This window comes from Mucilaginibacter pineti (genome assembly GCF_900101875.1).
GTDB lineage: Bacteria > Bacteroidota > Bacteroidia > Sphingobacteriales > Sphingobacteriaceae > Mucilaginibacter > Mucilaginibacter pineti.
In genome coordinates, this window is the sequence record NZ_FNAI01000014.1 from 113,939 (window position 1) to 132,417 (window position 18,479).

At 42.1% G+C, this 18,479-nt stretch carries 20 protein-coding genes; 12 read left to right on the top strand and 8 right to left on the bottom strand.

Going from position 1 to position 18,479, the window contains the following annotated elements; translation table 11 throughout:
- Positions 1-7 precede the first annotated feature (7 nt).
- Entirely contained in the window at positions 8-568 is a 561-nt protein-coding gene (locus BLS59_RS24405; protein ID WP_091153757.1) for a methyltransferase family protein, read from the top strand.
- A gap of 66 nt (positions 569-634) precedes the next feature.
- Positions 635-1,342: a L,D-transpeptidase family protein gene (locus BLS59_RS24410; protein WP_091153760.1), complete on the top strand. Its 708-nt coding sequence runs from the start codon at positions 635-637 to the stop codon at positions 1,340-1,342.
- 313 nt (positions 1,343-1,655) lie between these two features.
- Here the strand turns inward: BLS59_RS24410 and BLS59_RS24415 are convergent, their stop codons facing one another.
- Both BLS59_RS24415 and BLS59_RS24420 read right to left on the bottom strand, forming a co-directional pair.
- Positions 1,656-2,543 (bottom strand): flavin reductase family protein, encoded by an 888-nt coding sequence (locus tag BLS59_RS24415; RefSeq protein ID WP_091153922.1) that lies wholly within the window; start codon positions 2,541-2,543, stop codon positions 1,656-1,658.
- A gap of 112 nt (positions 2,544-2,655) precedes the next feature.
- Positions 2,656-3,651, bottom strand: a complete 996-nt coding sequence (locus BLS59_RS24420) for a fumarylacetoacetate hydrolase family protein (protein ID WP_091153763.1) — start codon at positions 3,649-3,651, stop codon at positions 2,656-2,658.
- A 445-nt stretch (positions 3,652-4,096) separates the two neighbouring features.
- Here BLS59_RS24420 and BLS59_RS24425 point away from each other — a divergent pair, with 445 nt between their 5' ends.
- The 6 genes from BLS59_RS24425 to BLS59_RS24450 all read left to right on the top strand — a co-directional run bounded on the left by BLS59_RS24425 (position 4,097) and on the right by BLS59_RS24450 (position 10,145).
- Positions 4,097-5,254, top strand: a complete 1,158-nt coding sequence (locus tag BLS59_RS24425) for a homogentisate 1,2-dioxygenase (RefSeq protein WP_091153766.1) — start codon at positions 4,097-4,099, stop codon at positions 5,252-5,254.
- Positions 5,255-5,384: 130 nt separating this feature from the next.
- Positions 5,385-6,509: a 4-hydroxyphenylpyruvate dioxygenase gene (gene hppD / locus BLS59_RS24430; RefSeq protein ID WP_091153770.1), complete on the top strand. Its 1,125-nt coding sequence runs from the start codon at positions 5,385-5,387 to the stop codon at positions 6,507-6,509.
- A gap of 126 nt (positions 6,510-6,635) precedes the next feature.
- A complete protein-coding gene (locus tag BLS59_RS24435) occupies positions 6,636-7,100 on the top strand; it encodes a YciI family protein (RefSeq protein ID WP_091153771.1) in 465 nt (154 codons plus the stop codon).
- A 6-nt stretch (positions 7,101-7,106) separates the two neighbouring features.
- Positions 7,107-7,757, top strand: coding sequence for a DNA alkylation repair protein (locus tag BLS59_RS24440; RefSeq protein ID WP_091153774.1), 651 nt, complete (start codon positions 7,107-7,109; stop codon positions 7,755-7,757).
- 448 nt (positions 7,758-8,205) lie between these two features.
- On the top strand, positions 8,206-9,687 hold the full coding sequence (locus BLS59_RS24445) for a PAS domain-containing sensor histidine kinase (RefSeq protein ID WP_091153777.1): 1,482 nt from the start codon (positions 8,206-8,208) through the stop codon (positions 9,685-9,687).
- A 14-nt stretch (positions 9,688-9,701) separates the two neighbouring features.
- Complete coding sequence (locus BLS59_RS24450) at positions 9,702-10,145, top strand: response regulator (protein ID WP_091153779.1); 444 nt, start codon at positions 9,702-9,704, stop codon at positions 10,143-10,145.
- Between the two features lie 36 nt (positions 10,146-10,181).
- Here BLS59_RS24450 and BLS59_RS24455 read toward each other — a convergent pair whose 3' ends face one another.
- The 3 genes from BLS59_RS24455 to BLS59_RS24465 all read right to left on the bottom strand — a co-directional run bounded on the left by BLS59_RS24455 (position 10,182) and on the right by BLS59_RS24465 (position 13,023).
- Entirely contained in the window at positions 10,182-11,162 is a 981-nt protein-coding gene (locus BLS59_RS24455) for a type I phosphomannose isomerase catalytic subunit (protein WP_091153784.1), read from the bottom strand.
- Between the two features lie 68 nt (positions 11,163-11,230).
- Positions 11,231-11,704 (bottom strand): hypothetical protein, encoded by a 474-nt coding sequence (locus BLS59_RS24460; protein WP_091153788.1) that lies wholly within the window; start codon positions 11,702-11,704, stop codon positions 11,231-11,233.
- 89 nt (positions 11,705-11,793) lie between these two features.
- Entirely contained in the window at positions 11,794-13,023 is a 1,230-nt protein-coding gene (locus BLS59_RS24465; RefSeq protein WP_091153792.1) for an NADP-dependent isocitrate dehydrogenase, read from the bottom strand.
- Between the two features lie 217 nt (positions 13,024-13,240).
- On the opposite strand from BLS59_RS24465, the gene BLS59_RS24470 reads away from it, so the two are divergent.
- Both BLS59_RS24470 and BLS59_RS24475 read left to right on the top strand, forming a co-directional pair.
- Entirely contained in the window at positions 13,241-13,957 is a 717-nt protein-coding gene (locus BLS59_RS24470) for a hypothetical protein (protein WP_091153795.1), read from the top strand.
- Between the two features lie 84 nt (positions 13,958-14,041).
- Positions 14,042-14,494 (top strand): hypothetical protein, encoded by a 453-nt coding sequence (locus tag BLS59_RS24475; protein WP_091153799.1) that lies wholly within the window; start codon positions 14,042-14,044, stop codon positions 14,492-14,494.
- A 318-nt stretch (positions 14,495-14,812) separates the two neighbouring features.
- Here the strand turns inward: BLS59_RS24475 and BLS59_RS24480 are convergent, their stop codons facing one another.
- The 3 genes from BLS59_RS24480 to BLS59_RS24490 form a co-directional block, all read right to left on the bottom strand.
- The gene (locus BLS59_RS24480) at positions 14,813-16,651 is read right to left on the bottom strand and encodes a DNA polymerase III subunit gamma/tau (RefSeq protein WP_091153803.1); all 1,839 of its coding nucleotides are present in this window, start codon (positions 16,649-16,651) and stop codon (positions 14,813-14,815) included.
- A gap of 74 nt (positions 16,652-16,725) precedes the next feature.
- Complete coding sequence (locus BLS59_RS24485; RefSeq protein WP_091153806.1) at positions 16,726-16,965, bottom strand: hypothetical protein; 240 nt, start codon at positions 16,963-16,965, stop codon at positions 16,726-16,728.
- Positions 16,966-17,065: 100 nt separating this feature from the next.
- Positions 17,066-17,686: a hypothetical protein gene (locus BLS59_RS24490; RefSeq protein WP_091153810.1), complete on the bottom strand. Its 621-nt coding sequence runs from the start codon at positions 17,684-17,686 to the stop codon at positions 17,066-17,068.
- A gap of 155 nt (positions 17,687-17,841) precedes the next feature.
- Between BLS59_RS24490 and rpsF the strand changes: the two genes are divergently transcribed.
- Entirely contained in the window at positions 17,842-18,207 is a 366-nt protein-coding gene (gene rpsF, locus BLS59_RS24495; RefSeq protein WP_091153813.1) for a 30S ribosomal protein S6, read from the top strand.
- Positions 18,207-18,470, top strand: a complete 264-nt coding sequence (gene rpsR / locus BLS59_RS24500) for a 30S ribosomal protein S18 (protein WP_022833472.1) — start codon at positions 18,207-18,209, stop codon at positions 18,468-18,470. Before rpsF ends, rpsR begins: the two co-directional genes overlap by 1 nt.
- Positions 18,471-18,479: the final 9 nt, after the last annotated feature.

Here is an 18,479-nt window from a genome sequence, read left to right on the forward strand (position 1 = left end):
AAACCATATGGGTATTATATTTTACATTGTTTACTGCATATGGTTTGCTACCGAAATTGTTATTAACCGCGCACTACGATCAAACAGCGCCGATAAACAAAATGCAGACAAGGGCTCGCTGATTATCATCTGGCTTACCATTTCCTTATCCATCACCGCCGCTATACTTGTTTCTTCAAATTACTACCTGCCCATTTACCCAAATGTTTTGGTACAATATATTGGAATGGCAATCATTTTAACAGGCGTTGTTTTAAGGATCATAGCCGTCAGGATGTTAGGCAAATTCTTTACTGCCGATGTAACCATCAGGCAGGGCCATCAGCTTATTAAAACGGGGTTTTATAAATACTTCAGGCATCCATCTTATACTGCTTCGCTTTTAAGCTTTATTGGGTTTGGTGTGGCGCTTAATAACTGGTGCAGCCTTTTGATTGTAGCCGTGGCTATAACAATTGCGTTCACCATCCGTATTAAAATTGAAGAAAAAGCTTTAATAACCCAATTTGGCAACGATTACATAACCTACAAAAAAGAAGCTTACGGATTAATTCCTTTTGTGCACTAATAAAAAAATTTCACGGCCCTTGCAATAATCAACTAATAAATTAGTTATATTGTAAATCCTAACTAAATGCCTAAATTATTAGTTGTAATGGCCCTATTATTTCTGATGGTAACCGGCCACAAAACAAACCTGCCCGATAGTAAACGGGCGAGCGATGCCCGTGCCAAAGTTTGGCCGCAATTACAAAAAGAGCTTACCGGCAAGGGTTTCAATACCTACGGTTCCATATACATTCGCGTATTTAAAGATATTGAACAAATGGAGATCTGGGTAAAATTGGGCAGTAAGTACAAGCTGTTTAAAACCTATGATGTTTGTTATTATTCAGGCGGTTTGGGCCCCAAAACCAAGACAGGCGACGGCAAAAGTCCCGAAGGTTTTTATACCATCGAACCTAAACAATTAAACCCCGTAAGTAATTATTACCTGGCCATTAACGTGGGCTATCCTAATAAGGTAGAACAATTAAAAGGTTATACCGGCGATGCTATTATGGTTCATGGCCATTGCGCATCTATAGGCTGTTACGCCATGACCAATCCTAAAATAGAGGAGATATATACCCTTGTTTACCAGTCGCTTGCCGCCGGACAGCAAAAGATCCACCTGGATATTTTCCCGTTTAAGATGGATGAAGATCACCTGAAATTTTACGCAGCCTACAAGCAGGATGCCTTTTGGCGAACCATGAAACCAGGCTATGAACTGTTTGAAAAGAAACATATCCCGGCTGATTATGAGGTAAAAGGTAAGGAATATGCATTTAAGAGATAAATATTAAATACAAAACCAACCATCCATTGCAGCCACTCGGCTTCAGCTCATAAGTGTTGGAAAGGACAAAAGATTGTCATTTCGAACGAGGAACGAGGAGAAATCTTAGACGATATGAAATGGCGCTTTGCATCCCGCAGAAGATTTCTCTTTCGCGCCGCGCTATTACCCACGCCTGCTCTATCGAAATGACAACCTTTTATAAATTAGTAAATTAAATCTTCCGAACACACACATAACGGCGGCAAGGATATTTTTTATCTGCACATCTGAAATTTGAAATCTGCACATCTATAACCTGCACATCAAAAATCTAAACCATCAGCACCATCATGGCCTCCAAAACCCTCTCTTCATCCAGCAGTTGTTTGGCTTTCAGGTGTAGTTGCAGCTCGCGGGTTTGATTGTCGCCGATGGTGGCATCCAGCAGGTCTTTTATTTCGGGTAGTTGGGCGTAAGTTTCTACGTCATCATCATCCGGAAAGGCCTCCAGGTTACCCAGCTGACCTAAATTATTACCCGTTAGCACCTTTGAATTACGGATGGCAAACGGCAGGGCATCCACCCCAATTCCTATTTTCATGTTGGGTTTGGCAACTTTAAACAGGTTATCTTCTGTTATACGGCAATACCAATCGCCGCCGAGGCGGGCCACCAGGTCTATCCTGGCCTGGTCTATTTTGCCATCGGCGCCTAAAATATTTTCGTTTATGTGAATGATCTTTATTTCGGCAATAACCAGGTTTCCGGCGCCGGGCGTATCACCCAAACTTATCACCTCATTTATAACACACTCAAACTGTACCGGCGATTCGGCAACACGGGGCGGTTTTACCAGCGTTGATGCAACCGATGTTAAGCCCGATTTAATGAACTCATTTACACCCTTTCCATATTCCACGCTCGACAGCGAAACCTGCTGTACAATATTGTAGTTAACAATATTTATCACGCATTCGGGCACCTCTTTAATGTTTTCCAGCGTGTGTTTGGTGGTATTGTCCCTCACCCTTCGCGATGGCGAAAACACACATATCGGCGGGTTTACGCTAAACACATTAAAAAAACTAAACGGACTAAGGTTCACGTTCCCCTTTCCATCCACGGTCGAAGCCAGACAAATTGGCCTCGGCGCAACAGCGTGGTTAAGGTAATATTGAATTTCTAAGGGCGAAAGATCGGCGATGTTTATTGATGGCATTTGCTTTTTAAAAAAACTTGTCATGCTGAACGTAGTGAAGCATCTATTCTACACGATACATATCGTCTATCAGATCCTTCGTACCTCAGGATGACAAATTTTGAATTTCTATTTATTTCTTTAATCCCAGTATCGAAAAATCACTATCGGCTTTGGTAATAACGTTGCCAAGCATTCCAAGGCCGGTTATCTCCATTTCCACAAGGTCGCCATCCTGCAGCCATTGCGGTTGGTAGTTAGGGTCGTTCAGTAAACCTGTGCCGTTAAGCTCCAGGAAACAGCCGGTACCTACCGTACCAGATCCTATTACATCACCGGGCAGCACATCGCAACCGTAGGCGCAGCGCTCAATGATCTCGGCAAACGTCCAGTCCATATCGGCCATGTTACCTGCCGATACCTGTTTGCCGTTCACCACGCATTTCATTTCCAGGTTGTAGCTGTTGCCTGTATGACCCGGTTTGGCAGCAACCTTATATCGCTCCAGTTCATCGGGCGTAACCAGCCATGGCCCAATCACCGTTGAAAAGTCCTTCCCCTTAGCCGGACCAAGATTCAGCAGCATTTCTTCCATTTGCAGGGTGCGGGCGCTCATATCATTCATGATCATGTAGCCGGCTATAAAGCTATCGGCATCGGCAGCTTTAATGTTGCGGCCTTTTTTGTTGAGCACAATGGCCACCTCCAGCTCAAAATCGAGCTTGTTAAAATGGTCTGGCATACATTCAATTTCGCCGGGACCTTGTATGGCGTTATGGTTGGTAAAATAAAATATAGGGTATTGATCAAATTCGGCAATCATATCAACCTTGCGGTTGCGGCGAGCGGCCGCCACATGTTGCCTGAAAGCGTAACCATCCCGGCATGATGTTGGGTGCGGTACAGGGGCCGTAAGCTCAAAAAACAACTCCTCCTTAGCTTCGAGCTTTCCCGAACTTATCTCGGCGTGTACGCGCCTTGCATGGTGCATCAGTTCATCGCCTCCCCATAAAAACTCGTTCATGTTATCGGGAATAAGTTTATCACAGGAGTTGAGGTTGTAAATGTGGCCGTTTATAAAAACACCAAGGTGCTCACGATCTTCGGTTTTGTAGGATACTAATTTCATGAATAGTATAGTTTGGTTGAATCAAAGCTAATGAATGTAATTTGAAGATTTGAGAATTTGAAGATTTGAAAATGCAGCTCTTTGATATAATGTACTGGATCGTTTAAAAAAATATGGAAATCATTTTCAAATCTTCAAATTCTCAAATCCTCAAATCAAGAATTCTTCAAATTAAAACCCTATCTTCGTATTAACCAATATGAGCATACAAAAGCACTTTTACTTTTTCCTGGGGCTTACCTCAATGAGTGATGCATCATCGTTCAGGGATGCTATGCTTGCAAAAATTGTATTGGCTCAATACTAATTACCCCTTCCTCTTCTTACTTCTGAATATTGTCCGGCATTTTTTAACCTGCCTGGTCAATTTGTTTTAAGGCTTTTTAGAAGCTTTTAAAACTATCCGGATACTTTAAACGTTTTATTTTCAACCAATTAAAACACCATGCCTGTATATCATTCATTAGGAGCTATTCCGCCTAAACGGCATACGCAGTTCCGTAAGCCCGATGGTACATTATATGCCGAAGAACTGGTTTCTACCGAAGGTTTTTCGAGCCTTTATTCGCTGGTTTACCATGCATACCCGCCCACTATTGTAAAAACACTGGGCGAGCCATACAGCGTTGAACCAAAAATTGCCCGCGAAAAACACCTGAAACATACCAGTCTGATAGGTTTTAATGTAGCACCCGAAGATGATTACCTGCAAAGCCGCAAACCGGTACTGGTAAACAGCGATCTGCATATTTCATTAGCCGCGCCACGCAACAGCATGACCGACTATTTTTACAAGAATAGCCAGGCCGATGAAGTGGTGTTTATACATGAAGGCACGGGCACGTTAAAAACAGGCTTCGGCAATATAAAATTCCAGTATGGCGATTACCTGGTGATTCCGAGAGGTACCATTTACCAGATGGAGTTTGATACCACAGCTAACCGGCTGTTCATAATAGAAAGCTTTAGTCCTATCCGTGCGCCAAAACGTTACCGCAACCAATATGGTCAGCTAATGGAACATTCGCCCTATTGCGAGCGCGATATCAAACGTCCGCAAGATTTGGAAACGCATGATGAGCATGGCGATTTTAAGATCCTCATTAAAAAACAGGGCCTTATTTATCCGTACATCTACGGGACACACCCGTTCGATTTTATTGGCTGGGATGGATTCCATTATCCCTGGGCGTTATCCATCCATGATTTTGAGCCCATAACTGGTCGCCTGCACCAACCGCCGCCAGTACACCAAACGTTTGAAGGCAACAATTTTGTGATCTGCTCGTTTGTGCCCCGCAAGTTTGATTATCACCCGCTCTCTATCCCTGCCCCGTACAACCACAGCAATGTAGATAGCGACGAGGTTTTGTACTATGTAGATGGTGATTTCATGAGCCGTAAAAGCGTAGTAAAAGGGCAGATAACGTTACATCCCGGCGGTATCCCGCATGGACCGCACCCCGGTTCGGTAGAAAAATCAATAGGCAAGGAATCAACCGATGAACTGGCGGTGATGATAGACCCCTTCCGCCCGCTGATGCTAACCGAAGATGCTATTAAAATTGAGGACGAAAATTATTATAAAAGCTGGCAGATGTAAGAGGGAGCCTCACCTAAATCCTCTCCAAAGGAGAGGACTTGAAGAAATTAACAGAATAAATCAACGCCAATTCCATTATAACTCCCTCTCCTTTGGAGAGGGCAGGGGTGAGGCTAAATCAAAATTAAAAATGCAAACGCAAACCATAGATAAACCAACAACTGCAACAGATTTTTTGCCCCTTAACGGTACAGATTATGTTGAATTTTATGTGGGTAACGCCAAACAGGCGGCTCATTATTATAAAACCGCTTTCGGCTTTCAAGATCTGGCCTATGCCGGACCCGAAACAGGTGTGCGCGACAGGGCATCGTACGTGTTACAGCAAGGCAAGATCAGAATCGTGCTCACTACTCCCCTGCACTCAGACCATATTATTGCCGAGCACATTAAAAAACATGGCGACGGCGTAAAAATACTGGCCCTTTGGGTTGATGACGCCTACGATGCCTTTGAACAAACGGTTAGTCGCGGTGCCGAGCCTTACCAGCAACCCACCACCCTTACCGACGAGTATGGCGAAGTACGTACCAGCGGCATCAAACTTTATGGCGAAACCGTACACCTTTTTGTGGAGCGCAAAAACTATAAAGGTTTGTTTTTACCCGGCTACCAACAACACCAGAGCAGTTATAACCCAACCAATACCGGGCTGCTTTATGTAGATCATTGCGTAGGCAACGTAGGCTGGCATAAAATGAACCAATGGGTTAATTTTTATGAGGATATTATGGGCTTCAGGAACATTTTAACGTTTGACGATAAAATGATCAGCACCGAGTATTCGGCACTCATGAGTAAGGTGATGAGCAATGGCAATGGCTTTGTTAAATTCCCGATAAATGAACCAGCCGAAGGCAAAAAGAAATCGCAGATTGAAGAATACCTTGAATTTTACGAGGGCGAAGGCGTACAGCACATGGCCCTGGCCACTGCCGATATTGTTGCCACGGTTACCGATCTGCAAAGCCGCGGCGTTGAATTTTTAACCGTGCCTACCTCCTACTACGATGAACTTACCGATCGCGTTGGCCATATTGATGAAGACCTGGAACCCCTGAAAAAACTGGGCATCCTTGTTGACAGGGACGATGAAGGTTACTTATTGCAGATCTTCACCAAACCTGTAGAAGACAGGCCTACCCTTTTCTTCGAGATCATCCAGCGCAAGGGTGCAAAATCATTCGGGGCCGGCAACTTTAAAGCCCTGTTTGAAGCTATTGAGCGTGAACAGGAAATAAGGGGAAACCTGTAAACAGATTTCAGATTTCAGATTTCAGATTTCAGATTTCAGATTTCAGATTTCAGCCGGGCTTCGCCCGGCTTTTTTTGTGCAATAGAGAGAATTTTGTAACTTAAATTACTTATTAATGCCTTTCATATGAAAAAGATCATCCTACTTATCGCATTCATTGCCTGTTGTTTCACTTGCTTTTCCCAGGAACAATCCAAACCCGTTTACGATGCTGCGTTAGCTCAAAAATTAGGTGCTGATAACTACGGCATGAAAAAATATGTAATGGCCTTTTTAAAGGCGGGACCTACGCACCTGAAAGATTCTGCGGCGCGCATGCAATTGCAAATAGCCCATTTAAAAAACATTACCCGCCTGGCCGATGAAGGTAAACTGGTGGTGGCCGGTCCGTTTTTAGATGATCAGCCCATTCGGGGAATATTTATTTTTAATGTGGAGAGCATCGACGAGGCTAAAAAACTTACAGAAACAGATCCTGCTATAAAAGCCGGCACCCTAATAATGGAACTGCATCCTTTTTATTGCTCGGCGGCATTAATGGAGGTTACCAAAATTCACAAGGTGCTGCAAAAAAATAGCATAACAGATTAATCCCCTATGCAAGTTGACGATATTATTGAAGCGTTAAAGCTCCAGGCCAACCCAGCCTATCTTGCGGGTATGAGCCGTTTTGGGATCGATACCACTCACGCCCTCGGTGTTAAAATCCCTGAAATGCGAAAGATTGGCAGGATGATTAAAAAAGACCATCAACTTGCACAACAGCTTTGGGATACCGGCATTCATGAGGCGCGTATACTGGCATCAATAGTAGATGTTGCTGCAATGGTTACCGAACAACAGATAGACAGCTGGACCAGTAATTTTTATTCATGGGATCTGTGCGACCAGGTATGCGGTAACCTTTTCGATCGTACGCCATTTGCCATTAGCAAAGCACTTGAGTTTAGCGCTCGCAGCGAAGAATTTGTGAAACGTACCGGCTTTGTTTTAATGGCCGAATATGCCATTCACAACAAAAAAGCCAACGACCAGATATTTATACAGTTACTGCCCATAATTGAGCGCGAAGCCTGGGATAATCGCAATTTTGTGAAAAAAGCGGTGAACTGGGCATTAAGGCAAATAGGCAAGCGTAATCCTGTACTAAAACAGGAAGCCATAAGCTGTGCAAAAAATATTATCCTGCAGGAACATCGCGCAGCAAAGTGGATTGCCGTAAATGCTTTAAAAGAATTAGATATTTAACCATTTCTGATCAAAACCATCAAAGACGCCTGAAAAATAGGACATTAATGGCACTTATAAACCATTTATCATAGTTTCATATCCAATATCCTTCGCTTTTATTCTATAAGCCGTTTAAAACATTCAAAACCCTATATAATTAGAGCTTTTTATGGTTTAAATGTAAAAATAGTTTAAAAAATAACTTCCAGATAATCTTTATATAACTGCATATCAGGCTGTATACCTAAAAGTTGTGGATAATTATTTTTTGTAATTGTCAGTATCAGAGTAGTTTATATGATATCAAATATTATATTTGATGTCCCGAAATTAATTTTTCGAAGCTAAAGGGCCAGTCAACGCATACAACTAATAGTTGTAAATTTTTATTATTGAAAATAATGGCACATTATTTACGTATAGGCGGGTGTCATTTAAAGATTAAGGTGAAAAGGTTTTTTAACGTATGAGTTTTTCTGAAGGCCACAAATTTTCTGAAGATAGCAAGCAACATCTTGCTCAAATAATTGATAATATAAACGCAGGCATCTGGGAATATAATATCAATACTAAAGAAACCAAGTGGTCGTCTGGCTTTTATAACGTTTTGGGTTATATGTTTGGCGATATAGAATGTTCCAACCATGTATTTTTTGAACACCTGCTTTACCACCAGGATAAGCCCACATTTTTAAGCGCCTTAAATAACAATCAATACAATCCATCAAATTCGGTACAAATAAGGCTGCTTACCAAAACAGCCGGCTACCAATGGTTTGAAAGTACCATTAAACGCTATAATGACGAAAGCGGCCAGGTTATTTACGGCTCCATCATCAGCATCCATCAATACAAACAGGCCGAATTACAGGCGGCCCATAATGATCGTGTTTACAGCGAAGCCATAAGCATTGCCAAATTTGGCAGCTGGGAACTTGATGCACGCAACATGGATCTATGGCTATCAAAACAGCTTTACGATATTTTTGAACTCCAAAACCAGGTTAAGCTGTCACTTGATGAAGCTATCAGCTTTTTTGAACCAAATTATCGTGCTACCATACAGGGCGCTGTAAATAACGCCATTACCTATTGCCAGCCTTACGAGCTTGAATTGAAGTTACGTACCGCCAAAAATAATTTAATATGGGTAAGGGTTAAGGGCATCCCCATTATTGATGATTTCGGAAAGTGTGTTACCGTAAGAGGTATTTTGCAGGATATTGATCATAGCAAACGCAAAACGTTAACGCTGGAATCGTCCCTCAATTTACTGACCGATCAAAACCGGCGGCTGCAGAATTTTGCTTACATCGTATCGCACAACCTGCGGTCGCATACAGGCAATTTGCAGTTTATGGTTAGTTTACATGAACAAACCGAAACACCGGAAGAACGGACAGAGATCTTCGGGCATATAAAATCAATCAGCGACAGCCTTAATGCTACTATTGAGCACCTGAACGAGATTGTTAAAATTCAAACCGAAATTACTAACGAGCGCAAGCTTATTGATATTGAAAAGCTGTTTAACAATATACAATTGGCCCTTAAGAGCAATATAGAAGCCCTTAACGCGCATATTGAACATGACTTTAGCAAGTGCCAGCATATAAACTATATCCCTGCTTACATGGAGAGCATTTTGCAAAACCTGCTAACCAACTCTCTGAAATATGCCCATCCCGACAGGAGCCCCGAGATCAAGTGCTACACCCTGAAAGAAAGAAATCATATTTACATGATTTTTGAAGATAACGGGATTGGAATTGACCTGGAACGCTACGGCGATAAGATTTTTGGAATGTATAAAACCTTTCATCAAAACCCCGATGCCAAGGGTATAGGCCTGTTTATTACCCGTAACCAGATAGAAGCGCTGGGTGGTACTATTAAGGTTGAAAGCACTGTAAATATTGGCACAAAATTTACTATTAAGCTGGTATAATACAATACCAATAAATGATTGTGACGAAAAGTGATGTGAGTGCCTGCATAATTGATGATGACCCAATTTATGTGTACGGCTTTAAAAAACTAATCAAATTAAGGGGGCTCCATAGCCAAATAACCAGTTTCAGCAATGGCAGCCAAGCCATTACCTGGTTAAAAAATCCTTTTAATATACCCAATTTACCCGATGTAATTTTCCTGGATGTTAATATGCCTGGAATGGACGGATGGGAATTTTTGCAGGAATTTGCGGAAATAAAATCGCAGCTGGGTAAAAAAATCTCAATTTATATGCTCAGTTCATCCATCAATTTAAATGATGTGTACCGGGCTAAAAATAATGTTGATGTGGTTGATTATATTTTTAAACCCATAAGCGGGCACCAGTTAACAGAGCTATTGGGGATGATGCAGGAAACTGAAGAAACAAAAATTCAGAAGTATAAATCCTGATTTAAGCAGAATTTATACTTCTGAAATATTTACTGGTTATTCAATAAAGCTTTCCAGAATTTTAAAGCCACCGGCTGTTTCCAGCTCAACTTTATCTATGCTTTTTGGCAACAGGATGCACTCGCCCATTTTAACCGGGTAGGCTTCGCCGTTGTATTTTACGGTATAGGCACCTTCAACACAAACGTGTACCACAAATGAATCAAGCGCCGAGTAGTCTTTTGAGGTACTGTGCGTAAAATCAAGCACGTTGGTGGTAAAGTATGGACAGCTTACCAGTTTAACGGTTTCATCCTTTTTAGGTTGATAGTTGGTTTTATATTCAGGATAGTGTTTATAGTCAATAGCGGCAAGGGCCTCCTCGGTATGCAGTTCGCGTTTGTTGCCTTTATCATCAACCCTATCGAAATCATAAATACGGTAGGTGATATCTGATGTTTGCTGAATTTCGGCAATTAACAGGCCTTTACCAATGGTATGTACACGGCCTGCCGGTAAAAAGAATACGTCGCCGGCGGTAACATCTTCTTTATTCAAAATATCCATGATATGGCCGCTGTTTAAAGCATCCACATATTTTTGCTCGGTCATTTCCTGGTTAAAGCCCGCAATAAGGGTCGATTCCGGGTCGGCTTCAATAACGTACCACATTTCGGTTTTACCGAATGAATTGTGGCGTTTTTTAGCCAGTTCATCATTGGGGTGTACCTGAACGGATAGATCGTCATTGGCATCAATGAATTTTATCAGCAGCGGAAAGATGTTGCCAAAATGATCATACACCTTTTTACCTACCAGTTCATCTTTGTATTGCTCCAGCAAATCGGCCAGCGATTCGCCATTAAGCGCGCCGCCTTCAACTACAGATACATCAGATTTTACGCCTGATATTTCCCAGGTTTCGCCGCAATTTGGTAACGATCCAAAATCTTTATGCAGATAGGTATTGATCTTTTGACCACCCCAGATCTTGTCTTTAAAAATGGTTTTAAATTTTAACGGATATAATGCCGACATGATAGTTTTGTATTAAACCGCTAAGTTAATAAAATATGAAAAGCCATATGCGGTTTTATTAGGCTTAGCTATTTTTTAATAACAAAATACCGGCTTTTTAATGAATCGGTGTATGCTTTACCATTGTAGGTGAATGATGTAAGATCAAAATAGGTGCAGCAATCTTTGCTTACCGGTTTCATTTGTGCATATATGGTAGCATCATCGGCGGCAGCATCAGAAAGATGTAGTTTGGTAGGTGCATCCTCAAAATCCGGCCCAAGCACCAGTTTAATACGGTCGGGGTTACTGGCGTAAGGATAGCCTATGGGCAGCACCAATATTTGGCTACCGTTTAACGCCTTTATTTTAGTGGTATCATAATGGTTGGGGGTAGCCGGGTTCAGCAAATCGCGATCCTGGCTGTCGCGCAGCTCAATTAAAACCGGGCCCTGCGGTGCATCACAAACCTTATCGCTGCACTTTTTGCCGCATGAAAAGGTAAATAAAACACCCAAAACAAACAGACCGAAAATGATTTTGCTGGTAGAAAATTGGTTCATAACGCAGATAAGTTTAATTTAAAAGTAACAAAAAACCCTTGTTTTGCAACAAGGGTTGGTATTTATAAAGTGTTAAATATTTACCGGTATTATTTACCAAGCTTAGCTTTAAGGTTTTCGTCAATAGCTGCTAAAAACTCTTCGGTATATAAATAATCTGTACCGTGTTCAACCTTTGGTTTAATGGTAATGGCCAAATCTTTTGTCATTTTGCCGCTTTCAACGGTTTCAATACAAACTTCTTCTAAAGCTTTACAAAAGTCGATAAGCTCCTGGTTGTTATCCAGGATACCACGAAACTCTAAACCCCTTGTCCATGCAAAAATAGATGCGATTGGATTTGTTGAAGTTGGTTTACCTGCCTGGTGCTCGCGGTAGTGGCGGGTTACTGTACCGTGTGCCGCTTCGGCCTCCATTACAGTACCATCTGGTGTAACCAGGGTTGATGTCATTAAACCTAATGAACCAAAACCTTGGGCTACTGTGTCGCTTTGTACGTCGCCATCGTAGTTTTTACAAGCCCATACAAAGTTACCGTTCCATTTAAGGGCCGATGCAACCATGTCATCAATTAAACGGTGCTCGTAGGTGATGCCTGCTTCGGCAAATTTGGTTTTGTAATCGTTTTGATAGATCTCCTCAAAAATATCTTTAAAACGACCGTCGTATTTTTTCAGGATAGTGTTTTTGGTTGACAGGTATAAAGGCCAGCCTTTCATTAACGCCTGGTTAAAGCAAGCGTGTGCAAATCCTTTAATCGATTCGTCGGTATTGTACATAGCCAGTGCTACGCCATCGCCTTTAAAGTTAAATACCTCAAATGACTGCTCGGCACCCTCATCTTCTGGTGTAAAGGTTATGGTAAGTTTACCTTTGCCTTTAGTTACAAAATCTGTAGCGCGGTACTGATCGCCAAAAGCATGACGGCCGATGCAGATAGGTGCTGTCCAGTTTGGTACTAAACGGGGTACGTTTGCCATTACAATAGGCTCGCGAAACACAGTACCATCCAGTATATTACGGATAGTCCCGTTTGGCGAACGCCACATTTGTTTTAAGCCAAACTCTTCTACACGCTGCTCATCGGGTGTAATGGTGGCACATTTTATACCTACACCATATTTTAAAATAGCATTCGCAGCATCAATAGTAACCTGATCGTTAGTTTCATCGCGATACTCGATACCTAAGTCGTAATATTTAATATCCAGATCCAGATAAGGAATTATCAATTTATCTTTGATGAACTTCCAGATGATCCGGGTCATTTCGTCGCCATCCAGCTCAACTACCGGATTTTCTACTTTAATTTTTGACATGCCTGATGTTGTTTTTATATTTCAATGGCTCCAAATATATTAAAATGACTTTATCAATTCAGCTAAATATTGTACGAAAAAAAATTTGATAAGCCAATGACGCACGATTTATTGAAACACTTTGTTGTTTTTATAAACTTTGATGCTATTTTTATGAAATTTTCGTTTATGACGATAATTACATGCTTTACCAAAGGTTAAAGCCACCTGCTTAATTATGATAAAACGTATAGTAAAAACCATTCTCACCATAATACTTTGTTCAACTGCATTTTTGGCAAAAGCCCAGTTAGGCTATGATTATGCACAGTACGATGTGGGCGTGGCCGTTGGCGCAAGCAGCGGGGTTAGCACGGATGTGGCAAGCGTAAGAAATGCACCATCATTACATTTCAACTTTAACTATAACTCCACACCCTTTGTAAACTACGTTTTTGAAATGCAGGTTGGCCGGCTTAAAGGCGGCGACTCAACCAAAACCGCAGGCGGCGGCCGCGAGTTTGAAAATCACTTCACGGCATTTTTATTCAGGGCGCAGCTACAGGCCGGCGAACTGTTTGATTATTCGCAAGGCGGCGTTGGCAATGCTTTTAAAAACTTTTACGTATCAACTGGTATTGGCTACATTGTGAATCATATTGTGGCCAAAAGTGCTGATATACGTGTTGCGCCCGGCAGCACCATCCCTGGCGACAACAACAGTCAGGTGCCTTTTATTCCGGCCAGAATAGGTTACGAGTTTAAAATATTTAACGATTACAACCAACCGAGTGTAAAAGTTGATATTGGCTATCAATACAATTTTATGTTTGACGATAACCTGGACGGCTATAGCCGTGTAGGGTCCAAAAAAGACGTTATGGGCCAGCTTACCCTGGGCGTAAAATTTGCTATTGGCGGGGTAACATCGTATCGTAAGCAAATCAATTACTAAATAAACTTTTGTTGTAATTTTAATTGCCGGTTTTTATTTTTTGGCAGGGTTTTTACTGTACATTTAATATAAAATACAAAACCCATGAACAATCAAAACATTAACCCTGCTTACGACGATGACGATTCATTAAGTGACAACCCTAATGATAGGGACAGGACATTGAAAGATGAACTGGGCGAAACCATTGATAAAGAAGACCTGAATTATAACGCCGAGGAAGACAGCTTTGAATACGACGTAAAAAGCGACGACCCGGATTATGACCATCCCGATCCCTACAAAACTTCGGTAAAAAATGGCGAAGATATGAACTCCACTTATGACGAGGCCAATCCTTATGATACAGCCGATGGCGAATACTCGGGCAAACGGTCCCTTGAAACAGATGTGGATGATTTAGGAATGCATATTGACGACGGCGACATCATTGAGGTTGACCCCGCAGATGCCGCCCTTGCCCATACCCCCGAGGACGACCGCGACGACCTTGACGAAGAAGGATATCCTAAAAACGATACAGAATTTTTGAAGTAAGATTTTTTATATAACAAAACGCGTTATTGCTTTATACCACGCAATGACGCGTTTTTTGTAAAAGAGTTAGAGAAACGAAAAATACGGCTGGCTCGACTCACCCCGGCTACGCTTCGCTGGCCGACCCTCTCTTCGCCTTTGGCGGAAAGAGGGTGAAGACGTTTTTTTTCTTTTGTTTGTTGTTTTTAGCCCCCGCCCATTTTAATATTATCAAACCTATCCCTCCCTCTTTCCGCCGCAGGCGAAGAGAGGGTGCCCGAGCGTAGCGATGGGCGGGTGAGTAACTCTACGATTAGTTTACAACCCTAAAGAAAAACCCTAATCAAAATCAAGGTTGAACCTGTTTTTCAGGTCCATAAGCTGAGGGTTGCGTGCGGCCATGTGCTGGAATTTTTCAATGGCGGTGTAGGGCTTTCTTACCACTTCCTGCTCATCTACCCTTACATTAACCTCGATATCATAATTGCGTAAGGTGCTGCGTAAAAAGTTAAGCATATTTGGCCGCTCTTCCCTGAAATGGGTTTCCTGTACTTTGTTGCCCACTAATATTTCAAACACGTAAGGCTTGATCATCCTGGGCGCATTCGAAATAAAAATGGTTACCAGGTTCTTTTTACCTTCGGATTTTACACGGGCAGCGAAATCACTCCAGCATCGTAAAAAGTCGTCCATGGTAAAATCTTCGCGGTCGTTACCCTTTAAATAGGGGTCTTCTTCCTCCAGGATCTCCTCTTCGGTTTTACCCGTATCTGTTAGCGATGGTATAGACAATCCCCCTAATCTGGGAGTCGGCAAAAATATTTTTGGTTTTTCGGCCGGAGCTGCCGCAGGTGCGGCTTCCTTTACAGGCCCAGGTTCCACCGCCCGGGCAGCTTGTGCAGGCGCTGCGGCGGGTTGCTGCGGAGGTGTACGGTTATAAGTTAGGGGCGTATCGCTTAAAACACCCGTTTCATTAATGATTTTTGGTGCCGATGCGGGCGCTATTGCTGGGGAATCAGGTTTTTTTTTTAATGACCCGTCGTTATCGGATGTTGCAGCGAGAGGGGTGGTTGCCATATTAAATGCCGATGGCAGGTGGCACATTTTGAGCAGTGCCAGCTCAACCTGCAATCGCTGATTTTTACTTAGCTTGTAACTGATATCGCACTGGTTGGCAATATTCATGGCCGAGAGCAGAAATGATACCGAAGCCGCCTGCGATTGCTGCAGGTACTTGTTTTTAATACCCTCGCTTACTTCCAGCAGTTTCAGGGTTGATTGATCTTTACTCACCAGCAGGTTGCGAAAATGCTCGGTAAGGCCGGCTATAAAGTGCGCGCCATCAAAGCCGCGGGCCAGTATCTCGTCAAAAAACAATAATCCCTTAGCCGTATTTTCGGCCAGCAAACTATCGGTTATATTAAAATAGTAATCGTAATCAAGTATGTTAAGGTTATCAATAACAGAACGATAGGTAACCTTACCGCCCGAAAAGCTAACAATCTGGTCAAACATCGACAGCGCATCCCGCAAACCGCCATCAGCTTTTTGGGCTATAATGTGCAGGCCATCCGGCTCGTAGCTAATATTTTCCTTACCGGCAATAGATGCCAGGTGAGTGGCCATATCATCAACGCGGATGCGGTTAAAATCAAAGATCTGGCAGCGCGAAAGTATAGTAGGCAGTATTTTATGCTTCTCGGTAGTGGCCAGTATAAATATGGCGTAATGAGGCGGTTCTTCCAGCGTTTTCAGGAAAGCGTTAAACGCCGCCTGCGACAGCATGTGCACCTCATCAATAATATAAACCTTGTAACGGGCGGCTTGTGGTGGTATGCGCACCTGCTCAATTAAGCTGCGAATATCATCAACAGAATTGTTTGAGGCCGCATCAAGCTCGTGAACGTTAAACGAATTACCGTTTTCAAAAGCTTTACATGACGGGCACTCGCCGCAGGCCTCGCCATTGGGCTGCAAACTCGTACAGTTTATGGTTTTTGCAAGGATACGCGCGCACGTAGTTTTACCCACACCCCGCGGACCACAGAACAAAAATGCCTGTGCCAACTGGTTATTTTTTATGGCATTTTTGAGCGTATTGGTTATATGTTGCTGACCAACAACGGTTTCAAAAGTAGCCGGGCGATACTTACGGGCCGAAACAATGAAATTATCCACAGCACGAAGTTAACAAGAAAATGCTTTAAGTTAAAGTAGCATTAACACGATTGTTGAAAGATATTCGCCGGCTTTTATTGCAGGTCATCATCGGGCAGGTGATCATCATCTTCCGGGTCGGGTTCGTTTACGTCATCGCCTACCTGTACCTCGTGCAAATCGTCCTCGGCATCAAGGCGGTCGTCAAAATCCTCGTCGTCCTCATCGTTCCAATCGCCTTCAATAGCATCGTCGTCGTCATCTTCTTCTCCAGGGTAAAACGAGGTTACGTTATCAAATTCCAAATCGTGGTATTGCTGATCGTTAAGCTGCATAATCAATGTTTTTTATACGTACAGCCAAGTAAAGCATTTGTTTGAATATACCTGCAGGCATTTTTAAAACTTGCGTGGATATTACATAAACACCGGTTATCTATAATATATCTATGCCGGTTATCTCCTTAACTTTATAGTATCCTTTTGCCTTGGGCAAATAAACTTCAATATCCTGGTAATTAATATCGAGTTTTTTACCGGCGAGTTTTAAAGCGGCACCTTCCATAAATTTATCCGACCCGGGAAATTCTCTCAGCCACAAAAACGATTTCTCGCTGCCGTTTTTATCGGCAATAACTATATAATTAAAGTCTTTGGAATCAATGCGCTTAAACGTTCCGGATAAAGATAAAGCAACGGGAGCGTCTTCATCGTCCTTCGCCATTTTTATAGCAATTTTCATAAAAGCCGGGCATTTATGTACCAGCAGGTTTTTTCCTACAGCAATTCCAAGTTCATGCATTGCGGGTTTATCGGTAAAGTCTACATTTTCTTCCTTTGCAACTTCAATCAGTAGGTCTGAATGCTCAGCAAAGCAATTCATAAATGCATCGTAAGCTGCTTTTTTGGTTTTTATTTTCGACAAATCAATCCTGGTAAGGCCATCACAAAGTGAATCAAGCAGCTTTTGTTGTGCCGGCCCGGGCGTTGTTTGGGCGCTGGCATGGTTACAAATGGTTAAAAAACAAACAGCAATAAGGAGCAGGTATTTTTTCATATTATATATTTGCGCCAAATATAAGTTTTGACCCGGGCATTTACAGTTAAAACAATTTGATTTTCAAGCTAAAAATATTTGATTACTAAAAATAATCTCACTACATTTGCAGCCCCGTAATAGCGGGATAAATAATTAAAAATCAAAGTATAATAATGCAACAGTACGAAATCGTGATCGTTCTAACCCCGTTGTTATCAGAAGAAACAGCTAAAGAAGGCATTGCCAAATTTAGCAAGATCTTAACTGATGGCGGAGCCGAAATTGTCCAGGAGGATAATTGGGGTTTGAGAAAATTAGCGTACCCTATTCAAAAGAAAACTACAGGGTACTATCACTTAACTGAATTTAAGGCTCCGGGTGATTTAATTAACAAATTGGAGATTGAATTAAGGCGCGATGAGCGTGTTTTGCGTTTCCTGACCATTGCTTTGGATAAACATGCCATTGCTTACAATGACAAAAAACGCAGTGGTGCTTTTAACAAAAAACCTAAAGCAACTGAGGAGGCATCAAACTAATGGCAAACGAACAAATTAAATACGTTACCGCTCCAAAAGTGGAGGATAACCGTAAAAAATACTGCCGTTTCAAAAAGAATGGTATTAAGTATATCGATTACAAAGACGCTAACTTTTTATTAAAGTTCATTAACGATCAGGGTAAAGTATTACCACGCCGTTTAACTGGTACTTCATTAAAATTTCAGCGTAAAGTGGCTCAAGCCGTTAAACGTGCGCGCCACATTGGTTTATTACCTTACGTTACAGATTCATTAAAATAATAGGAGATT

What these genes read in the sequence shown, in the direction of transcription:
- BLS59_RS24405 (WP_091153757.1), top strand. Translation starts at nt 8, where the DNA reads ATGGGTATTATATTTTACATTGTTTACTGCATATGGTTTGCTACCGAA.
- BLS59_RS24410 (WP_091153760.1), top strand. Translation starts at nt 635, where the DNA reads ATGCCTAAATTATTAGTTGTAATGGCCCTATTATTTCTGATGGTAACC.
- BLS59_RS24415 (WP_091153922.1), bottom strand. Translation starts at nt 2,543, where the DNA reads ATGCCATCAATAAACATCGCCGATCTTTCGCCCTTAGAAATTCAATAT.
- BLS59_RS24420 (WP_091153763.1), bottom strand. Translation starts at nt 3,651, where the DNA reads ATGAAATTAGTATCCTACAAAACCGAAGATCGTGAGCACCTTGGTGTT.
- BLS59_RS24425 (WP_091153766.1), top strand. Translation starts at nt 4,097, where the DNA reads ATGCCTGTATATCATTCATTAGGAGCTATTCCGCCTAAACGGCATACG.
- hppD (WP_091153770.1), top strand. Translation starts at nt 5,385, where the DNA reads ATGCAAACGCAAACCATAGATAAACCAACAACTGCAACAGATTTTTTG.
- BLS59_RS24435 (WP_091153771.1), top strand. Translation starts at nt 6,636, where the DNA reads ATGAAAAAGATCATCCTACTTATCGCATTCATTGCCTGTTGTTTCACT.
- BLS59_RS24440 (WP_091153774.1), top strand. Translation starts at nt 7,107, where the DNA reads ATGCAAGTTGACGATATTATTGAAGCGTTAAAGCTCCAGGCCAACCCA.
- BLS59_RS24445 (WP_091153777.1), top strand. Translation starts at nt 8,206, where the DNA reads ATGAGTTTTTCTGAAGGCCACAAATTTTCTGAAGATAGCAAGCAACAT.
- BLS59_RS24450 (WP_091153779.1), top strand. Translation starts at nt 9,702, where the DNA reads ATGATTGTGACGAAAAGTGATGTGAGTGCCTGCATAATTGATGATGAC.
- BLS59_RS24455 (WP_091153784.1), bottom strand. Translation starts at nt 11,162, where the DNA reads ATGTCGGCATTATATCCGTTAAAATTTAAAACCATTTTTAAAGACAAG.
- BLS59_RS24460 (WP_091153788.1), bottom strand. Translation starts at nt 11,704, where the DNA reads ATGAACCAATTTTCTACCAGCAAAATCATTTTCGGTCTGTTTGTTTTG.
- BLS59_RS24465 (WP_091153792.1), bottom strand. Translation starts at nt 13,023, where the DNA reads ATGTCAAAAATTAAAGTAGAAAATCCGGTAGTTGAGCTGGATGGCGAC.
- BLS59_RS24470 (WP_091153795.1), top strand. Translation starts at nt 13,241, where the DNA reads ATGATAAAACGTATAGTAAAAACCATTCTCACCATAATACTTTGTTCA.
- BLS59_RS24475 (WP_091153799.1), top strand. Translation starts at nt 14,042, where the DNA reads ATGAACAATCAAAACATTAACCCTGCTTACGACGATGACGATTCATTA.
- BLS59_RS24485 (WP_091153806.1), bottom strand. Translation starts at nt 16,965, where the DNA reads ATGCAGCTTAACGATCAGCAATACCACGATTTGGAATTTGATAACGTA.
- BLS59_RS24490 (WP_091153810.1), bottom strand. Translation starts at nt 17,686, where the DNA reads ATGAAAAAATACCTGCTCCTTATTGCTGTTTGTTTTTTAACCATTTGT.
- rpsF (WP_091153813.1), top strand. Translation starts at nt 17,842, where the DNA reads ATGCAACAGTACGAAATCGTGATCGTTCTAACCCCGTTGTTATCAGAA.
- rpsR (WP_022833472.1), top strand. Translation starts at nt 18,207, where the DNA reads ATGGCAAACGAACAAATTAAATACGTTACCGCTCCAAAAGTGGAGGAT.